Source organism: Bradyrhizobium sp. MI1.7, from assembly GCF_055811795.1.
Window position 1 is genome coordinate 55,413 of record NZ_JBVVPO010000048.1, and the last position, 18,101, is coordinate 73,513.

At 65.1% G+C, this 18,101-nt stretch carries 15 protein-coding genes and 1 pseudogene; 13 read left to right on the forward strand and 3 right to left on the reverse strand.

The window, feature by feature from the left end; translation table 11 throughout:
• Positions 1-12: 12 nt before the first annotated feature.
• The 8 genes from AC0L3X_RS32925 (at position 13) to garD (ending at position 11,432) form a co-directional block, all read left to right on the forward strand.
• On the forward strand, positions 13-1,095 hold the full coding sequence (locus tag AC0L3X_RS32925; protein ID WP_063982249.1) for a lysylphosphatidylglycerol synthase transmembrane domain-containing protein: 1,083 nt from the start codon (positions 13-15) through the stop codon (positions 1,093-1,095).
• Positions 1,096-1,185: 90 nt separating this feature from the next.
• Positions 1,186-3,135: an SGNH/GDSL hydrolase family protein gene (locus AC0L3X_RS32930; RefSeq protein ID WP_354131385.1), complete on the forward strand. Its 1,950-nt coding sequence runs from the start codon at positions 1,186-1,188 to the stop codon at positions 3,133-3,135.
• Positions 3,136-3,452: 317 nt separating this feature from the next.
• Positions 3,453-4,808 carry an MFS transporter gene (locus tag AC0L3X_RS32935; RefSeq protein ID WP_473317130.1) on the forward strand — a complete coding sequence of 452 codons (1,356 nt, stop codon included), beginning with the start codon at positions 3,453-3,455 and terminating at the stop codon, positions 4,806-4,808.
• 122 nt (positions 4,809-4,930) lie between these two features.
• Complete coding sequence (locus AC0L3X_RS32940) at positions 4,931-5,836, forward strand: LysR family transcriptional regulator (protein WP_354099787.1); 906 nt, start codon at positions 4,931-4,933, stop codon at positions 5,834-5,836.
• Between the two features lie 130 nt (positions 5,837-5,966).
• Complete coding sequence (gene kdgD / locus AC0L3X_RS32945; RefSeq protein WP_038952797.1) at positions 5,967-6,911, forward strand: 5-dehydro-4-deoxyglucarate dehydratase; 945 nt, start codon at positions 5,967-5,969, stop codon at positions 6,909-6,911.
• A 26-nt stretch (positions 6,912-6,937) separates the two neighbouring features.
• Positions 6,938-8,281, forward strand: a complete 1,344-nt coding sequence (gene gudD, locus AC0L3X_RS32950) for a glucarate dehydratase (RefSeq protein ID WP_085405880.1) — start codon at positions 6,938-6,940, stop codon at positions 8,279-8,281.
• 19 nt (positions 8,282-8,300) lie between these two features.
• Positions 8,301-9,749, forward strand: a complete 1,449-nt coding sequence (locus AC0L3X_RS32955; RefSeq protein WP_063982243.1) for an aldehyde dehydrogenase family protein — start codon at positions 8,301-8,303, stop codon at positions 9,747-9,749.
• Between the two features lie 141 nt (positions 9,750-9,890).
• Entirely contained in the window at positions 9,891-11,432 is a 1,542-nt protein-coding gene (garD, locus tag AC0L3X_RS32960) for a galactarate dehydratase (RefSeq protein WP_135214562.1), read from the forward strand.
• 117 nt (positions 11,433-11,549) lie between these two features.
• Here garD and AC0L3X_RS32965 read toward each other — a convergent pair whose 3' ends face one another.
• Positions 11,550-12,290, reverse strand: a complete 741-nt coding sequence (locus AC0L3X_RS32965; protein ID WP_354141833.1) for a hypothetical protein — start codon at positions 12,288-12,290, stop codon at positions 11,550-11,552.
• 6 nt (positions 12,291-12,296) lie between these two features.
• On the reverse strand, positions 12,297-13,190 hold the full coding sequence (locus AC0L3X_RS32970; RefSeq protein WP_231142326.1) for a MipA/OmpV family protein: 894 nt from the start codon (positions 13,188-13,190) through the stop codon (positions 12,297-12,299).
• 350 nt (positions 13,191-13,540) lie between these two features.
• Here AC0L3X_RS32970 and AC0L3X_RS32975 point away from each other — a divergent pair.
• The 4 genes and pseudogenes from AC0L3X_RS32975 to AC0L3X_RS32990 all read left to right on the forward strand — a co-directional run.
• Positions 13,541-13,738, forward strand: a pseudogene (locus AC0L3X_RS32975) (response regulator); the annotation flags it as partial.
• A gap of 143 nt (positions 13,739-13,881) precedes the next feature.
• Positions 13,882-14,220 (forward strand): winged helix-turn-helix domain-containing protein, encoded by a 339-nt coding sequence (locus AC0L3X_RS32980; RefSeq protein WP_231142327.1) that lies wholly within the window; start codon positions 13,882-13,884, stop codon positions 14,218-14,220.
• Positions 14,217-15,581: a sensor histidine kinase gene (locus tag AC0L3X_RS32985; protein WP_354141832.1), complete on the forward strand. Its 1,365-nt coding sequence runs from the start codon at positions 14,217-14,219 to the stop codon at positions 15,579-15,581. Before AC0L3X_RS32980 ends, AC0L3X_RS32985 begins: the two co-directional genes overlap by 4 nt.
• Positions 15,582-15,773: 192 nt before the next feature.
• Positions 15,774-16,043: a hypothetical protein gene (locus AC0L3X_RS32990; protein WP_231142329.1), complete on the forward strand. Its 270-nt coding sequence runs from the start codon at positions 15,774-15,776 to the stop codon at positions 16,041-16,043.
• Between the two features lie 48 nt (positions 16,044-16,091).
• Here AC0L3X_RS32990 and AC0L3X_RS32995 read toward each other — a convergent pair whose 3' ends face one another.
• Positions 16,092-17,213 carry a major royal jelly family protein gene (locus AC0L3X_RS32995; protein ID WP_231142330.1) on the reverse strand — a complete coding sequence of 374 codons (1,122 nt, stop codon included), beginning with the start codon at positions 17,211-17,213 and terminating at the stop codon, positions 16,092-16,094.
• Between the two features lie 227 nt (positions 17,214-17,440).
• On the opposite strand from AC0L3X_RS32995, the gene AC0L3X_RS33000 reads away from it, so the two are divergent.
• Positions 17,441-17,857, forward strand: coding sequence for a winged helix-turn-helix transcriptional regulator (locus AC0L3X_RS33000; RefSeq protein WP_231142331.1), 417 nt, complete (start codon positions 17,441-17,443; stop codon positions 17,855-17,857).
• Positions 17,858-18,101 lie beyond the last annotated feature (244 nt).

Consider the following 18,101-nt stretch of genomic DNA (forward strand, 5'->3'; position numbering starts at 1 on the left):
CCGGGAGGATGAATGCACGGACTGCTGCCCGCGCTGAAGCGCGGCTTCAAGAGATGGATCGGCTGGCGACGGCTCGGTGTTGCTGCGAGCGTCTTCATCATCGCCTTCGCGATCACCACGCTTGCGCGCACCCTCAAGGACATCGATACCGGCGTCATCCTGACCGCGTTGACCGAGATTCCCCGCGGGAATATCGGTCTGGCGGCGATCTGCGTCGTCTTCGCGTTCTGTACGCTGACCTTCTACGATTATTTTGCACTGCGAACGATCGGCAAGAAACATGTGCCCTATCGCATCGCAGCACTCTCCAGCTTCACGTCCTATTCGATCGGCCACAACATCGGCGCCACCGTTTTTACCGGCGGCGCGATCCGCTTCCGGATCTATTCGGACTACGGGCTGAACGCGATCGACGTCGCGAAGATCTGTTTCCTGTCAGGCCTGACCTTCTGGCTCGGTAACATCTTCGTGCTCTCGATCGGCATGGTCATCCATCCGGATGCCGCCTCATCGATGGATCAACTGCCGTCGTCGATCAACCGGCTGATCGGGCTCGGCGGCCTCGCCTCGATCGGCGCCTATCTGGTCTGGCTCTGCATGGGCGAGAAGCGCCGCGAGCTCGGCCAGAAGGGCTGGAAGGTGGTGCTGCCCTCGGCGCCGCTGACGCTCGTCCAGATCCTGATCGGCGTGGTCGATCTCGGCTTCTGCGCGACGGCGATGTACCTGCTGATGCCGGCCAATCCGTCGATCGACTTCATGTCGCTGGCGGTGGTGTTCATCCTGGCGACGCTGATCGGCTTTGCCAGCCACGCGCCCGGCTCGATCGGCGTGTTTGATGTCGCCATGCTGGTCGCGCTGCCCGAATTCGGCCGCGAGCAGCTCCTGGCGACCCTGCTGGTGTTCCGCATCCTCTATTTCGTGATCCCGTTCGGCCTCGCCATCTCCATCATGGGCGCGCGCGAGCTCTGGATGAACGTGGTCGAGCCCTGGCAGGAGCGGCGGCGACTAGCCGAGGCCTGCGCGCAAGGCAACCTGCCCAAGCAGGTAGCAGCGATGGAACGCGAGCGGTCGTTGCGACAGGCCAGCAAGCGGTAAGGCGGGCGGGCGACCGTCAGACAGAGGTTGCGGGCGGCGCAGCAATGCTCTCTTATTTCCGCCTCAACTTTGCCGTTGAACACGCGGGCCATGATCCCTTTTTCCTTTCGTACCCTTCCCGCAGGCCTCCTGCTGCTTGCCGGGATTCTGACGTCTTTGCCGCTCGAGCGCGCCGCCGCGCAGGGCGCCGGTGCGATGCAAATATCCTGGGAGGTGCGCAACCGCTTCCGCCTGTTCCGCGAGGAGCGCGACTTCCAGCTCCATGTCGAGAACGCGCGTAACCGCAGCATCCTCGCCGCCGAGCAGTCGCTGGAGCTCCAGAGCGAGGGCCGCGGCTGGGCCCGCAACATGGTCAACCGGCTCTGCATCGACCTCCAGGGCCGGGTCAACCAGCCCTGCACCCGCGACAACGTCAAAGAGAATTACCTCACCCCGACCGACCATCCGGTGACCGTGCGCCTGACCGGCGCAGTGCCGGTCGGCGCCACCTGCGCCTGGTCGTTCGACGACGGCGACGGGCCGCAGACCTCGACTTTCGATTGCGCCGAGCCGATCAACCTGCGCGTCCGCTACGGCAAGCAGACGGTCGCGAGCGTCGACGTCTCCTCCGGCTCCGATCCGACCCAGCGCGTCCAGGCCGAGATTCAGGTCCGCGACATCTTCGTCGCCGGGCTCGGCGACAGCATCGGCTCCGGCGAAGGCAACCCGGACCGGCCGTTGGCGCTGTCGGACGAGGGCTTCTGCTTCCGCTCCTATCTCGGTACCGCCGGTGCGCAGTACTACCGGCCGAGCCGCGCCGGCTATAAAGGTGGCCGCGCCTGCGAGGCACCCGACACCCTCGCCAACTGGCAACATTACGGCGCGCTCTGGTTCAACTCGCCCTGCCACCGCTCGCTCTACAGCTACCAGGCCCGCACGGCTCTCGCGCTCGCGGTGCGCTACACCCACATCGCGGTGACCTTTCTGCCGCTCGCCTGCACCGGCGCCAGCATCGGCGACGGGCTGCTGGGCTCGCAGCGCGCCCGCGAATGCCCGCCCGGCAAGACCGGCGTCTGCAACACCAGCGTGAACGCCCAGGTCGCCGAGCTGCGCGAGGCGCTCACCGCGGCGAAAAAGCGCCAGCCCGACCGCACGCTTGACCTCGTGCTGCTCTCGGTCGGCGCGAACGATGTCTACTTCTCCGGCCTCGTCGCCGACGTCATCGTCGACACCGCGACCGAGCGCGCGCTGTTCCGCCGCTCCGGCGTGATGGCGAGCGTCGACGATTCCCGCGATGCGCTGGCGCGCGAGCTGCCGCAGAATTTCGCCAAGCTGCGCGAGGCGCTCAAGCCGCTCGTCAGCGGCGACCTCTCGCACGTGGTCTATGTCTCCTACGCCAATCCCGCGCTCGCCGATGGCGGCGTGCCCTGCCGCGGCGGCCGCGCCGGGTTCGACATCCATCCGTCCTTCAACGCCGATCCGCAGCGCCTGGCCCGCGTCTCGACCTTCGTCGACACCGAATTCCTGCCGCAGCTGAAGGGGCTCGCCACCTGCACGCGCGGCGCACTGTGCCGCGATCCCGAAGCCGATCGCATGACCTTCGTGGACTCGCACCAGGCGGTGTTCGCCGATCACGGCTTCTGCGCCCATGCGGGCAACGATCCCGAATTCGACCGCACGTGTTTCGCCGAGAACGGCCAGAGCTTCAATCCCGATATCGTGAGCGCGGCGAGCCAGCCGATGCTGTGCGGCCGCGGCGCCTCGGAGTATCGCGCCTACCTGCCGCGCGCGCGCTGGATCCGCGATGCCAACGACAGCTATTTTGCCGCGATGACCTATCCGCAAGGCCTGCCGGCGGCGAGCCAGCCGAGCGACATCCACGACGCCACCTGGGGCGTGCTCTCCGCCGTCTACGGCGGCGCCGTGCATCCAAGCGCGGAAGGCCACGCCGCGATGGCGGACGCCGCACTGCCGGCCGCGAGCAGCGTGCTCGGCCTCGATGCCGTGCCGCCCGGCGTGACACGCGGACTGTTGGCGCCGCTGCTGGGCACGCAGCAATAGCACGACACTGCTCCCACATACTCGGTGTCATCGCCCGCGAAGGCTGGCGATCCAGTACTCCGTGACAGCGGTGATTGAATCGAGAGGCTGCGGCGTACTGGATTCCCCGCTTTCGCGGCGAATGACAGTGGTGTGCGGAGCACGACCTCGCGCATCACGATCGCACATTCTCGTCACCTCGTGATCGTTCCCCGCACCTGCCGTTCCATCGATCCAAAAACGGCATCGATCGATACTCCCTTGAACTTGGACACTTTGCCGCGCGCGCCTCTAGGAGTCGCAGAGAGGAAACATTTCGAGTTCTAAGGAGGCGCGTGATGAGCGCAGTGGTGTCGTCCGCAGCGGACGTGAGGAGGTCTCGCGTCAGGCTGTTCATCGTGACCATGTTGTTCCTGGTCACGACCGTGAACTATGCCGACCGCGCCACCCTGTCGATCGCGGGCCCCGCACTCTCGAAAGAGCTGCATCTCGATCCCGTCGCCATGGGCTGGATCTTCTCGGCCTTCGGCTGGTCCTATGTCGCGGCGCAGGTGCCGGGCGGCTGGCTGCTCGACCGCTACGGCTCGCGCCTCGTCTATGCCTTCAGCATCATCGTCTGGTCGCTGTTCACGATGATGCAGGGCTGGGTCGGCTTCCTCAGCGCCGGCGCCGCCATCATCGTGCTGTTCGCACTTCGCCTCCTTGTTGGCGTCGCGGAAGCGCCGTCCTTCCCCGCCAACGCCCGCATCGTCGCCGCCTGGTTTCCCGGCAATGAGCGCGGCACCGCATCGGCCTTCTTCAATTCGGGACAGTATTTCGCCACCGTGATCTTCGCGCCGCTAATGGGCTGGATCGCGCATGATTACGGCTGGCGCTTCGTATTCTTCGTGATGGGTGGGCTCGGCGTCATCATGGGCCTGGTCTGGATCAAGACCGTCTACGGCCCGAAGGAGCATCCCGGCATCAACGAGGCCGAGTTCGATTACATCAAGGAAGGCGGCGCGCTGGTCGATCTCGACGCGCCCAAAAACGATCTGGTGCAGGAGCGTGCGCCCGAGTCCGGCTCCGGGTGGGATCACATCCGCCAGTTGCTCTCCAACCGCAGGATGCTCGGCGTCTATCTCGGCCAGTACTGCATCAACACGCTGACCTATTTCTTCCTGACCTGGTTCCCGGTCTACCTCGTCAAGGAGCGCGGCCTGTCGATCCTGCAAGCCGGCTTCGTCGCGACGCTGCCCGCGCTGTGCGGCTTCATCGGCGGCGTGCTCGGCGGCGTCATCTCCGACGCCATTCTCCGCAAGACCGGCTCGCTCACCATGGCGCGCAAGATCCCGATCGTCGGCGGCATGCTGCTGTCGATGTCGATCATCGCCTGCAACTATGTCGACGGACAGGCGCTGGTGGTCGGCTTCATGGCGCTCGCCTTCTTCGGCAAGGGCATCGGCGCACTCGGCTGGGCGGTCGTCTCCGACACCTCGCCCAAGGAAGCCGGCGGCGTCTCCGGCGGCCTGTTCAACACCTTCGGCAACCTCTCCTCGATCAGCACCCCGATCGTGATCGGCTACATCCTGGCCGCGACCGGCTCATTCAACGGCGCACTGCTGTTCGTCGGCGCCAATGCGCTGGTGGCCGCGTTCGCCTATCTCGTGGTGGTCGGCAAGATCGAGCGGGTGGTGCTCAAACGTTCCTCCTGAGGGCTCCCGCGGGAGCTTGACCAGGCAACTCAACGGCGGCTCCTCAGCCGCCGTCTTTGTTTTGGGGATGATCGATGCTAGAAGTGCCGGGGAAACGCCTTATCCATCTAAGGCATGTATCGATGTTCGACCTCAACCAGCTCCGCTGTTTCGTCACGGTGGCCGAAGAACTGCATTTCGGCCGCGCCGCCGCGCGACTGAACATGACCCAGCCACCGCTGTCGCGGCAGATCCAGGTGCTCGAGCACATCATCGACGCGCCGCTGCTGGAGCGCACCAGCCGCTCGGTGCGCCTGACGCCGGCGGGGCGCAGCTTCCTGCCCGAGGCAAGGCGCATCCTGAAGCTTGCGGAAAGCGCCTCGCAAGTCGCCCGCCGCATCGCGCTCGGCAAAACCGGCTCGCTGAAAATCGGCTTCACGGCGGCTGCCGCCTACGGCTTCCTCCCGGAGCTCGTCGCCGCCTGCCGCGCCAAGCTGCCCGAGGTCGATTTCTCGCTGAAGGAGATGGTGTCCGGTGATCAGTTCGAGGCGCTCAGCTCCGGCCAGATCGACGCCGGGCTGTTGCGGCCGCCGATCGCGCGCCCCGAAGTGGCCAGCCGCCGTGTCGTCGCCGAGCCCCTGCTCGCCGCGATCCCGAAGAAGCATCCGCTGGCGAATGCCGAGACCATCACCATCAAGGATTTCGACGACCAGCCCTTCGTGATGTACTCGCCCTATGAGAGCCGATATTTCCACGATCTGCTGGTGGCGCTGTTCACCCGCGCCGACGTGCTGCCGCGCTATGTGCAGCATCTGAGCCAGATCCATTCGATCCTCGCCATGGTCCGCGCCGGCCTCGGCCTTGCCATCGTGCCGGCCGCGGCTGCGAGCCTGAAGATCGCCGACGTGCGACTGCGGCCGTTGAAGCTGCGCACCCGCGTCCCCGTCGAGCTGTTCATGGTCTGGCGCCGCGACGACGAGAACCCGCTGCTCTCCGCTCTGGTCAAAATCGCAGGCGAATTGTCCTCCGCGGAGGTAGCGGACGATTGATGCTCAATCCGCATCGGTCGATATAGGCTTTGGCTTGGACGCGCATCGAACGGTCTCCTAAACAACGGCGCATGGACGCGCAGGCTTCGGCCCGCGTCCTCCACAACACGCAATTAAGGGAGCAGCGCCCATGAGCAAGATGACCCCGCAGGAAATGGCCCAGAAGATCGGATCGGGCCTCCTGTCCTTCCCCGTCACGCCCTTCAAGGCGGACTATTCGTTCGATGAGGCGACCTACCGCGCCAACATGGACTGGCTGTGCGGCTATGACGTTGCCGGCCTGTTCGCCGCCGGCGGCACCGGCGAGTTCTTCTCGCTGACGCCGACCGAGGTTCCGCAGGTGGTCAAGATCGCCGTCGACGAGACCAAGGGCCGCGTGCCCGTGCTCGCCGGCACCGGCTACGGCACCGCCACCGCGCGCGAGATCGCGATCGGCGCGGAAAAGGCCGGCGCCGACGGCCTGTTGCTGCTGCCGCCCTATCTGACCCATTCCGAGCAGGACGGCCTTGCCGCCCACGTGGAAGCCGTGTGCGCCGCCGTGAAGATCGGCGTCATCGTCTACAACCGCGACAACGCCATCCTGCAGCCCGATACGCTGGCGCGCCTCGCCGAGCGCTGCCCGAACCTCGTCGGCTACAAGGACGGCATCGGCGACATCGAGCTGATGACCCGCGTCTACACCAAGCTCGGCGACCGCCTCACCTATATCGGCGGCCTGCCGACCGCGGAAACCTTCGCGCTGCCCTATCTCGACATGGGCGTGACGACCTATTCCTCGGCCGTGTTCAACTTCGTTCCAGAATTCGCCACCAACTTCTACGCCGCGGTGCGCAAGCGCGACCATGAGACGATCCATGCCGGCCTGAAGAACTTCATCCTGCCGCTGATCGCAATCCGCAACCGCAAGAAGGGCTATGCGGTCTCGATCATCAAGGCCGGCATGAAGGTGATCGGCCGCGATTCCGGCCCGGTCCGCCCGCCGCTGACCGATCTCACCGAGCAGGAGGTTGCGGAGCTGACCGCGCTGGTGAAGAATCTCCCCGCCATCCGATCGTCACAACAAGCTGCAGAATAACAGACAACAACAGGGAGGAGCGTGCGATGGCCCAGACTGAGGTCTCCGGCGCACCGGTCGTCACATCGATGCAGGTGATCCCGGTCGCGGGCCGCGACAGCATGCTCCTCAATCTGAGCGGCGCGCACGCGCCGTTCTTCACCCGCAACATCGTCATCCTCACCGACAATTCCGGACACACCGGCGTCGGCGAGGTACCGGGCGGGCAAAAGATCTGGCAGACGCTCCAGGATGCCCGCGATCTCGTGATCGGCAAGACCGTCGGCGCGATGAACAACATCCTTGCCGACGTCCGCACGGCGTTCGCCGACCGAGATGCCGGCGGCCGCGGCAAGCAGACGTTCGACCTGCGCGTGATGATCCATGCGGTCACGGCGATCGAGTCCGCACTGCTCGACCTGCTCGGCCAGCACCTCAACCTGCCCGTCGCCGCACTGCTCGGCGAAGGCCAGCAGCGCAAGAGCGTCGAGACGCTCGGCTATCTCTTCTTCGTCGGCGACCGGCGCAAGAGCAAGCTTGACTACGTCAGCGGCGAGACCGGCAAGCCCGAATGGTTCAACCTGCGCCACCAGGAGGCGATGACGCCGGAGACCGTGGTGCGGCTCGCGGAAGCCACCCACGACCATTATGGCTTCGCGGACTTCAAGCTCAAGGGCGGCGTGCTCCGCGGCGAGCAGGAGATCGAGGCCGTCACCGCCATCGCAAAGCGCTTCCCCAGCGCACGCGTCACGCTCGATCCCAACGGCGCATGGTCGCTCGACGAGGCGATCAGCCTCTGCAAGGGCATGCACGGCATCCTGGCCTATGCCGAGGATCCCTGCGGCGCCGAAGCCGGCTTCTCGGGTCGCGAGATCATGGCCGAGTTCCGCCGTGCCACGGGCCTGCCGACCGCGACCAACATGATCGCGACCGACTGGCGCCAGCTCTCCCATGCACTACGCTTGGGGGCGGTGGACATTCCGCTGGCCGACCCCCACTTCTGGACCATGCAGGGCTCGGTGCGCGTCGCCCAGACCTGCCGCGACAACGGCCTGACCTGGGGCTCGCACTCCAACAATCACTTTGACATTTCGCTCGCGATGTTCACCCATGTCGGCGCCGCCGCGCCCGGCAAGGTCACCGCGATCGATACCCACTGGATCTGGCAGGACGGCCAGGCGCTGACCAAGGAGCCGCTCCAGATCAAGGGCGGCAAGATCGCCGTGCCCGAGCGGCCGGGCCTCGGCATCGAAATCGACCGCCCGGCCATCGAAACCGCGCATGAGCTTTACAAGAAGCATGGACTCGGCGCCCGCGATGACGCTACTGCCATGCAGGACCTGATCCCCGGCTGGACCTTTGACGACAAGCGTCCCTGCCTCGTGCGTTAAGAAAATCTCGGAGGACTACATGACTGCGATCCTGAAGAACTTCATCGGCGGCGAATGGGTCGACGGCTCCGGCGTCACCAAGAACATCAACCCCTCCAACACCAACGACCTCGTCGGCGAGTACGCCAAGGCCGACAAGGCGCAGACCGAGAAGGCGATCGCGGCAGCCAAGGCCGCCTTCCCGGCCTGGGCGCAGTCGACGCCGCAGGTGCGCTATGACGCGCTGAACAAGATTTCTCTCGAAATCCTCGCCCGCAAGGAAGAGCTCGGCCGCCTGCTCGCCCGCGAGGAAGGCAAGACGCTCCCCGAGGGCATCGGCGAGGTCGCGCGCGCCGGCCAGATCTTTGCGTTCTTCGCCGGCGAAGCGCTGCGCCTAATCGGCGAGAAGGGCGCCTCCGTCCGTCCCGGCCTCGACGTCGAGCTCACCCGTGAGCCCGTCGGCGTCGTCGGCATGATCACGCCCTGGAATTTCCCGATCGCGATCCCCGCCTGGAAGATCGCGCCCGCGCTCTGCTACGGCAACACGGTGGTGTTCAAGCCGGCCGAGCTGGTGCCGGGCTCGGGACATGCGCTGTCCGAGATCATCACCCGCTCCGGCATTCCGGCCGGCGTGTTCAACCTCGTGGTCGGCTCCGGCTCCGTCGTCGGCCAGACCCTGCTCGACCATCCGGATGTGGCCGCGATCTCCTTCACCGGTTCGGTGCAGACCGGCCGCAAGATCGCGCAGGCCTGCGTGCTGTCGAACCCGATGAAGAAGTTCCAGCTCGAGATGGGCGGCAAGAATCCGCTGGTCGTGCTCGACGATGCCGACCTGAAGACCGCCGTCGAGGTCGCCGTCAACGGCGCCTATTTCTCGACCGGCCAGCGCTGCACCGCCTCCTCCCGCCTGATCGTCACCGAAGGCATCCACGATCGCTTCGTCGCGGCGGTGGCCGAGCGCCTGAAGGGCCTGTCGGTGGACGACGCGCTCAAGGCCGGCGTGCATATCGGCCCGGTGGTCGACCAGAGCCAGCTCGACCAGGATCTGCGCTACATCAAGATCGGCCAGGACGAAGGCGCAAAGCTCGCCTTCGGCGGCGAGCTGCTCAAGCGCGAGACGCCCGGCCATTACCTCCAGCCGGCGCTGTTCACCGAGGCCAACAACAATATGCGCATCGCGCGTGAGGAGATTTTTGGCCCCGTCGCCGCCGTCATCCGCGCCAAGAACTACGAGGAAGCGCTGGCGATCTCCAACGACACCGAGTTCGGCCTCGCCTCGGGCATCTGCACGAGCAGCCTGAAATACGCCTCGCACTACAAGCGCAACAGCGAGTCCGGCATGGTGATGGTCAATCTGCCGACCGCCGGCGTCGACTATCACGTGCCGTTCGGCGGCCGGAAGGGTTCAAGCTACGGCGCCCGCGAGCAGGGCTCCTATGCGCGCGAGTTCTATACCACGGTGAAGACCGCCTATACCTATCCGGGTTGATAGGCCACGATCGTAGGGTGGGTTAGCCCGCGGCTGCGCAACGCGCGGTCCGCTGGCGTAACCCACCTCTTCTGCCTCCGCGGATGAAGACATTGGTGGGTTACGCTACGCTAACCCACCCTACACTTTCGGAGTCCTCCCATGGACCAGGACGTCGCAGCGAAAGAGCAGCCCCGCTACATCAAGCTCAACGAGCGCGACAATGTCGCGATCGTGGTCAATGATTTCGGGCTTCCCGCCGGCTCCCGCTTCGCCAGCGGGCTGACGCTGCGCGCCTTCGTGCCGCAGGGGCACAAGACGGCACTGGTCGATATCGCGCAAGATCAGCCGATTATCCGCTACGGCGAGGTGATCGGCCACGCGTTGTCGCCGATCCTGGCCGGCGAATGGGTCGACGAAGCGCGCATCCGCATGCCGGAGGCCCCTGCCCTCGACAAGCTGGAAATCTCGACCGCCGTCCCCGCGCCGCTGCCGCCGCTCGAAGGCTTCACCTTCGAAGGCTTTCGCAACACCGACGGCTCGGTCGGCACCAAGAACATCCTCGGCATCTCCTCCTCCGTGCAATGCGTCAAGGGCACGATGGAATACGCCGTGAAGCGCATCCGCGCCGAGCTGCTGCCGAAATACCCGAACGTCGACGACGTCGTGCCGCTGACGCACGCCTATGGCTGCGGCGTCGCCATCAATGCCCCCGATGCGGTCGTTCCGATCCGCACGCTGCAGAACATCGCGCAGAACCCGAATTTCGGCGGCGAGATCCTGGTCATCAGCCTCGGCTGCGAAAAGCTCGCGCCCGAGCGACTGGTGCCGGAGGGCGTCAGCGATGCCATCGTGCGCATGCAGGACGAAGCCTTCGACGGCTTTGGCGCCATCGTCGATGCGATCATGACCCAGGCCGAAGCCCGCCTGAAGATCCTCAACACCCGCACCCGTGAGACCTGCCCGGCCGCCGACCTCGTCATCGGCCTGCAATGCGGCGGCAGCGACGCCTTCTCCGGCGTCACCGCGAACCCCGCGCTGGGCTTTGCCGCGGACCTGCTGGTGCGTGCCGGCGCGACCGTGATGTTCTCCGAGGTCACCGAAGTCCGCGACGCGATCCAGCTCCTCACCCGCCGCGCCATCAACGAGGATGTCGGCCGCGCGCTGGTGCGCGAGATGGCCTGGTACGACTCTTATCTCGCCCGCGGCGGCGCCGATCGCAGCGCCAACACCACGCCCGGCAACAAGAAGGGCGGCCTCGCCAACATCGTCGAAAAGTCACTCGGCTCGATCGTCAAGTCCGGCTCGTCTGCCATCACCGGCGTGCTCTCGCCCGGCGAGAGGGCGACGCAGAAGGGCATGCTATTTGCGGCGACGCCCGCGTCCGACTTCATCTGCGGCACGCTCCAGCTCGCCTCCGGCATGACGCTGCAGGTGTTCACCACCGGCCGCGGCACACCCTACGGTCTTGCGGCTGCGCCTGTGATCAAGGTTGCGACCCGCACCGAGCTCGCGCGCCGCTGGAAGGACCTGATCGATTTCGATGCCGGCAGCATCGCCACCGGCGAGAAGACCATCGAGGAAACCGGCTGGGACCTGTTCCGCCTGATCCTCGATGTCGCCAGCGGCCGCACGAAGCCGTGGTCGGACCGTTGGGGCATCCACAACGACCTCACGCTGTTCAATCCGGCGCCGGTGACCTGAGCATGATCCGGAAAAGTGCAAAGCGGTTTTCCGAAAGATCATGCTCAAACAATAACCTAAAGCGCGATGACGATTCATACCAATCTCATCGCGCTTTAGAAGCCGGGCCAACCGGCCTCACTGACCGTCGATCAGGTGCATGTCGCCCAGCGTGACGGGCAAGCTGCGCGTGATGAGATCCGTGATCGCCGCGCGTAGCCGTTCGCTCGCAGCGGGCCCCTCGAACGTCGCGTCGATCGGTCCGCTGGGTCCGGCGAGCCGCATGGTCCCCGTGTTGTCGAGCGGCGCGGCCGCCCGCTTCTCGATCACGTCGAACGACTTGCCGTCGATCACGCGCACCTCGTAGAGCGCGTGGATCAGGCCGTAATCCGCAAGCAGCGTCCGATATTGGGCGAGCCCGATGTCCTCGACGTTGCGGCCGTTGCCGAGCTTCGATCTGGCCCGGGTGATGACGATGTACGCATCCAACCCCTGGGGCGCGACATCGCTGCGAACCAGCTCCTTGAACGGATCGCTGCGCAGGAGATTGACGGGCGCAACCGCCGAATCCCTGATCGCGGCAAACGCGGCGCGTCGGTAGCTCACCGCCTGCACGCGAAAGCGTCCGCCGAGCAGTTTCGTCGCCTGCTGGACGATCAGCTCGTCCAGACCCCAAGCGCTGATCGAGAGGCTTTGCCTGGCGTTGCCGAGCGCGATCAGGCCGGCTTGCGTCAGGCTCATCTCCTCGCCGATGGCCGAGACGATGCCGACGGTCTTGATTGCCTGGAGCCGAGTCGCGCGCGTCTCGAACGCCGCGGCCGCGCCGAGGGCGATGCAAGCGATCGCCAGGCCAACCCATAGAAAAGCAATGCGGCGCATGGTGACCTATCGAATCCTGAAATCGAATGAATAGGACGCACCGAGGCCGATCGTCGTCTGGTTCGACGATCCCCGCAGCTTCACGAGCGGGCTGTCTGCGGCGTCGCCCAGCAGCTTCTCGTACTCGACATAGGCATGGACTTCCCACTGCGGATTGATGCGATAGGAGATCTGGCCGCCGAAGCCGACCGAATGCGCACCGCCTCTGGCATCGTACATCGGCAGCCCGGACGCCACGGACTGCACGGCGTCGACGCCGAAATAGGGCGCAGTCGCCTTGGTGCTTTTCCAGGTGAAGCGCGGGCCGGCCGAGATCGTGAGCCTTTGGATCAGCGGCACGATGACGTCGGCGGAGACATCGGCGACCGTGCCGGTATTTCCGCCCATGCCCTGGCGCAATTCACTGCGCAGGCGCAGCCAGTCGACCGGGAAATATTCGACGAACCCGCCGAGCTCGTATGCGGCCTTGACGTCGCCAAGGCCGGTCAGCTCGGCATATTTATCGCTCCTGCGCGACCCGACGTATTTGAACGCAGGGCCCGCGCGAAAATTTCCGACGTCGAACAGCGCGATACTGGCGCTGTCGCGGGGCCCGCGAAACTGGTCGACCGATCCGGCACGGCGAATGGAGAAGATCGGGATCGGCATGAGCTTCCCGTTCTTCGATCCGACGAAATCCGGCGTGTACTCTCCGCCGATGCCGACCATGACGGTCCAGTTGCCGGAAGGTGACGGCAGCATCGGCACGTCGAACGGCGGGGCTGGCAACGTGAACGCCGTCTGCGCCGATGCCGACTGCGGGATTGCCAGGATTGCGCCGAACGCGGCGAGGAAGGCGGTCAGCAAGGTCTGCTGCGCTCTCGCCGCAGGATCGAGAGCAGCTTCGTCAAAATGCTTCATTTACAGGGCCCCGGACCGGCCTTGCTGGCCTGGTCGACTCGTGTGGTTAGGAGCCACAGCATGTGGTCCGGCAAAATTGCCCCAAGATTGCAAGGGGCAGACAGCGCCCCGATCCATTCGCGGCGCATGCCGGGCGCGCCGCCGGATCAATGTTGCCCGAACATTGCCGGGCCGCGCTCACGCTCGCAAACTTTGAGCGCTAGAGCCGGTCGGCGCCCGCGTTCCTGCCTTTTATTCGCCAAGCTCGCTGCCTTAATGGGAACCCTGCGCACGAGCCGGAACGCCAGACTTCGGCCAGGGAGCGTCACGCTCAGGGTTTTGTTGCCCCAGCAGAGTCAAGGACGACCCGCGTGCGCTCCCTCGTAATCGAAGACGAACCGCAGATCGGCGCCTATGTCAGCCGCCTGCTCGGACAATTGCACGGCATTGTCGACGTCGTCGGCTCGATTGCCGATGCCCGTCAGGCGCTGGACAATTTCAAATATGATCTCGCGATCATCGACCGGATGCTGCCCGATGGAGATGCGCTCCAGGTGGTGACGGCGCTGAGCCGATCGGCGGACCGTCCCGCGATCATCATGCTGACCTCCAAGGACCCAAGGAGGATGTCGTCGACGGTCTCAATGGCGGCGCCGACGACTATCTCGGCAAGCCGTTCGAGCCGCAGGAGCTCATTGCGCGGGTGCGCGCCGTGTTGCGGCGGCCCCGGCAGCTCGCGCCCTCGGTGCTGTCGCTCGGCAATGTCGAGCTGCATCTCGGCAGCAACGAAGCGGTGGTCGCCGACACGAAAATCCTGCTGCGCCGGCGCGAGGCGCTGATCCTCGGAGCGCTCCTGATGCGCCGCGACCGCGTCATCACCCGCGCCGCCCTGATCGAGGAGATCTACGGCTTCGACGACGAGATCGAATCCAACACGCTCGAAGCGCAGGTCTCGCGCTTGCGGAAGAAACTGACCGAGCTCGGCGGCGATGTCGAGATCCGCAGCATGCGGGGCATCGGCTACATCCTGCGGCTGGCAACACCGCGATGACGTCGATTGCCCGAACGTTTGCGCTGTCGCTTGGCATCGCCGCGACGACGATCTTCCTGATCATGCTCGGTGTCTTCATCTGGCGCTACCCGATGGAGGAACGCGAGTTCAGGGCTTGCCGCGTTGTGGTCGCCGTTCTCGATCGCGCCACAGTGATCGAAGGGCAGAACCTGACGGTACGTCCGACTCCCGCCCTCGAGGAGCTCAGGACGGACAGCCCGAACCTCTGGTACGTCGTGTCCGCTGGCGATCTGGTCAGCGAATACGGTAGCGAACGCCGGCCCGCCCTCCCCTTCGCGTTTCCCTATCACGGGCCGATCGGCTCGTCCGTCTTCAGCACGCTCGACCAGAAGAGCACCTTCTGTCTCGCCGTCGCGCAACGGGGCCCGTTGCAGCTTACGATGATGGTCGGCGCCCCCCAGGTCCGCTTCGGCCGGATTGCCAGGAACTTCCTTGCCCGCAGCATTTTCGGGATCATCACGCTGGCGCTGGCCTTTGCGGCGACGGTTGCCATCGGCTCGATGCTGGCCGCACGTTTCGTCTCGCGCGGCATCGAACGGGTGGCGCATCGCGCGCTCGCGATCGACCCATCGGCCCCGCAGGGCCTGATATCCCTGTCCGAAGTCCCCACCGAGCTGAAGCCGCTGGTCGCAGCACTGAACCGCGCCTTCGGCGAGATCGACGCCTACATCAGGATGCAACGCCGCTTTCTCGGCAACGCCGCCCATCAGCTACCCACGCCGCTCACGCTGCTGCGCGCGAAAATCGAGGACGTGCCCGAGCCGGCGCTGAGGGCGGAATTGGTGCGCGACGTCCGCCGCCTGACGTCGCTGGTCTCCGCCATGCTCGACCTGGCGCGATTGCAAAATCATGCGATCGAGAAGCGACCGATTGATCTTGCCGAGATCACGCTGGACGTGCTCGCCGATTTCAGCCCCTCGGCGCTGGACGCCGGCATAGAGCTTGCGCTGGAACACGCCGAAGAAGGTCCGTTCCTGGTGCAAGGCGTCGACGCCGCGGTACGCAGTGCGCTTGCCAATCTCGTCGGCAACGCGCTCATCCACGCCCATGGTGCGCGGCGCATCGTTGCGACGGTTAGCCGCGGCGACATCTCGATCGACGATGACGGCGCGGGCCTGCCCGACGGTGCGGAGCACAGGCTGCTCGAGCCATTTCAGACCGGCAACAGCGCGGGCGACGGCGCCGGCCTCGGCCTGTCGATCGTCCGCGAGATCATGGCCGCGCACGGCGGAGAGCTGGTCATCTCCTCCGCGCCGGGCCGCGGCACGACGATGAGCTTGCGCTTTCCCGAGGCCACCGCGACGACCAGATCGCCGCACCTCGATCTGCAAACGGGCTGACGAGCCGCTTCTAGCCCTTTGGCGAAACCGTCCGGAAACATTGGCGCGGAAAACTTCTTCCGCGTTTCGTCCTGTCGCATCACGATATCAAATAGATCCGCCGGCGGCGGTCGAATGTTCGCACACAAGCGAACCTGGCGCGGTATCGCCGCGACCAAACCTCCGATTGCCATCTTCCACGGAGATTTTCCAATGCGCGTTCTTTCGATGATTGCCGTTGCCGGCGCCATGATTTTGAGCTCGGCCGGTGCATTTGCCAGCGAGCTTCCCTCTTACGAAGTGAAGTCGTTTCCGATTTCGACGACGCAAGTGCAGGTTCTCGGCGGCGCCGGAGTCGAGGAGCAGTCGGCTGCGCCCGCGATGATCGTCGCCGGCATGCCCGCCTCGCCCGCGCAGATGTCGGTGCTGTCGCCGCGCGTCAAGCGGCTGGCGAGCGCCAACGCCACGAGCGAAGAGCGCTGAGACAGTTTTCGACCCCGGCTGCCCTTGCCGGGGTCGTCGCTCCCGCCGTCAGCGTGAGATATAGCCTGCCGCGATCGGCTTGAACCGATAGATCAGATACGGCGTCTTGTTTTCGGCCTTGCCGCCATGGAACATGGCGGCTGCGGAGACCTGAGACGCGGACACGTACATGTACCCCTCGGGAGAGGCAGTAATCCCGTCCGGCCACACCATGTCCGGATCGCTCAAATAAGTGCGAAACTTCCGGTCGGCTCCTATGATTCCAATCGATTTGGTCTCGACCGCAGTCAGGTAGATGTTGCCCGCATAGTCGATCGACAGGCCGCCATTGTTCGGTTTGTCCGAGTAGCGTTCCACCCGCGCGCTCAGCTCTTCGGCGGGCAGCTTCTCGTTGCCGAGGTCGGTGGCCTTGATGCGGTACAGCGACCGGCCGCTGAGTGGCGCGAAATAGACCCATTCGGACCTGGCATCCATCGTGATGCCGTCGCAGCCGACCTTAATGAGCGAAGGCTTGCCGTCCTTGCCAGGCACGGTCAGATCATTGCCATCCACGGTGATCGGCACATTTTCAGGGACGGTGGATCGATCGCCGTCCAGCACGCGCCGGGCGGCACCCGTATCCATGTCGATGACGATGATCGCAGCGTGAGAGCCATCGCCGCCGGGCCCGATGTTTTCGTCGGCGATGTAGAATTTCCGGTTCTTCTGGTCGATCACGATGTCCTGCGGCTGCGAGCCTTTCACGGTCACGGGCTCGGGCATGTAGTGGATGCGCTCCAGCCTGTTCGTGCGCGTGTTCCAGCCGACCAGCTTCGGCGTGATCTGCGTCCGGAATCCCATGTCGATGATCCACACGACACCGCTTTCGTCGGAACGAAGACCCAGGACGTTATCGAGGTACTGATCGGTGCCTTTTCGTGGCGTATTCCATTCCGCATTTGGAAACGGCTCGAACGTCGTCGGCGATGTCAGCCGCGCCACACGAACGTCGGGACTGAAGAATGGATGGTGACTGAAGATCAGCTGATTGTCCGGCGTAAACGCAATGTTGCCGACCGACTGAGGGAGCTTCGCAAAGACTTCCGCGTTGCCGCCTCCGTTCTCCGCACAGGCCGCGCCCGTGACGATTGCCGCCGACAGAAAAATGACAAGTCGAATTCCTCTCCTCACGCTTCGCACCGCTCCCTCCCTTTGTTTTCCACAGTTATTCCGGCGCGCGTGCGCCCGGTCCGCGCCGGCAACCGCCGCAGGATTTGAATGCAGAGACCCAATGCGAGCCGAAGCGGCCGCTCGTTCACCGCCTCGCCGATATCGATCTTTGCGAGAGCCACGATGCGCGCTAATTTGCGGACTGACAATTACGCACAGGCCAGTCCTCTAGTATCACGGAGTGAACCATGCAGAAGCTCGGCAGCAAGACGTATGATTGTGCCGTGGGATGCCCCGTGGAGGCCACCCTCGATCTGATCGACGGCAAGTGGAAGGGCGTGATTCTCTACCACCTGCTCGACGATACGATTCGCTTCAACGAGCTCAAGCGGCGCCTGTCCCGGATCACGCAGCGCATGCTGACGCGCCAGCTCCGCGAGCTCGAGGCGGACGGCCTCATTCATCGCGAGATCTATGCGGAGGTCCCGCCGCGGGTCGAGTATTCCCTGACGGCGCTTGGGCGCTCGCTCGAACCGGTCGTTCGCATGCTCTGGACATGGGGCAATCAGTATCTCGCGGCGGAAGCGGCCCGTGCCGGTGCGGTCAACGGCGCCGTTTCGCTCTCGCCGCGGGTCAGACGGAGCCTGCCGGCAGGTCGCGCGTAGGCGGGCCCCTGCGTATCCACGATGCCTTGCGGCGACTGCAAGTAAATCGCACACGTCGATCAAGACGGCGTGGGCCTACGCCGCGACGAGACACGATTCTCCATCCTCACATGAGGCCATCCGCGGGCCCCCCAAAAACCGCGCGCGCGGGAAATTTTTAAAAAAAAATTAAAAAAAAGATTTTTTTTGAGTGTGGTTTAAAAAAAAACCCGCCCCCCCGGCCCGCAATGATAGGGGGGTGGGG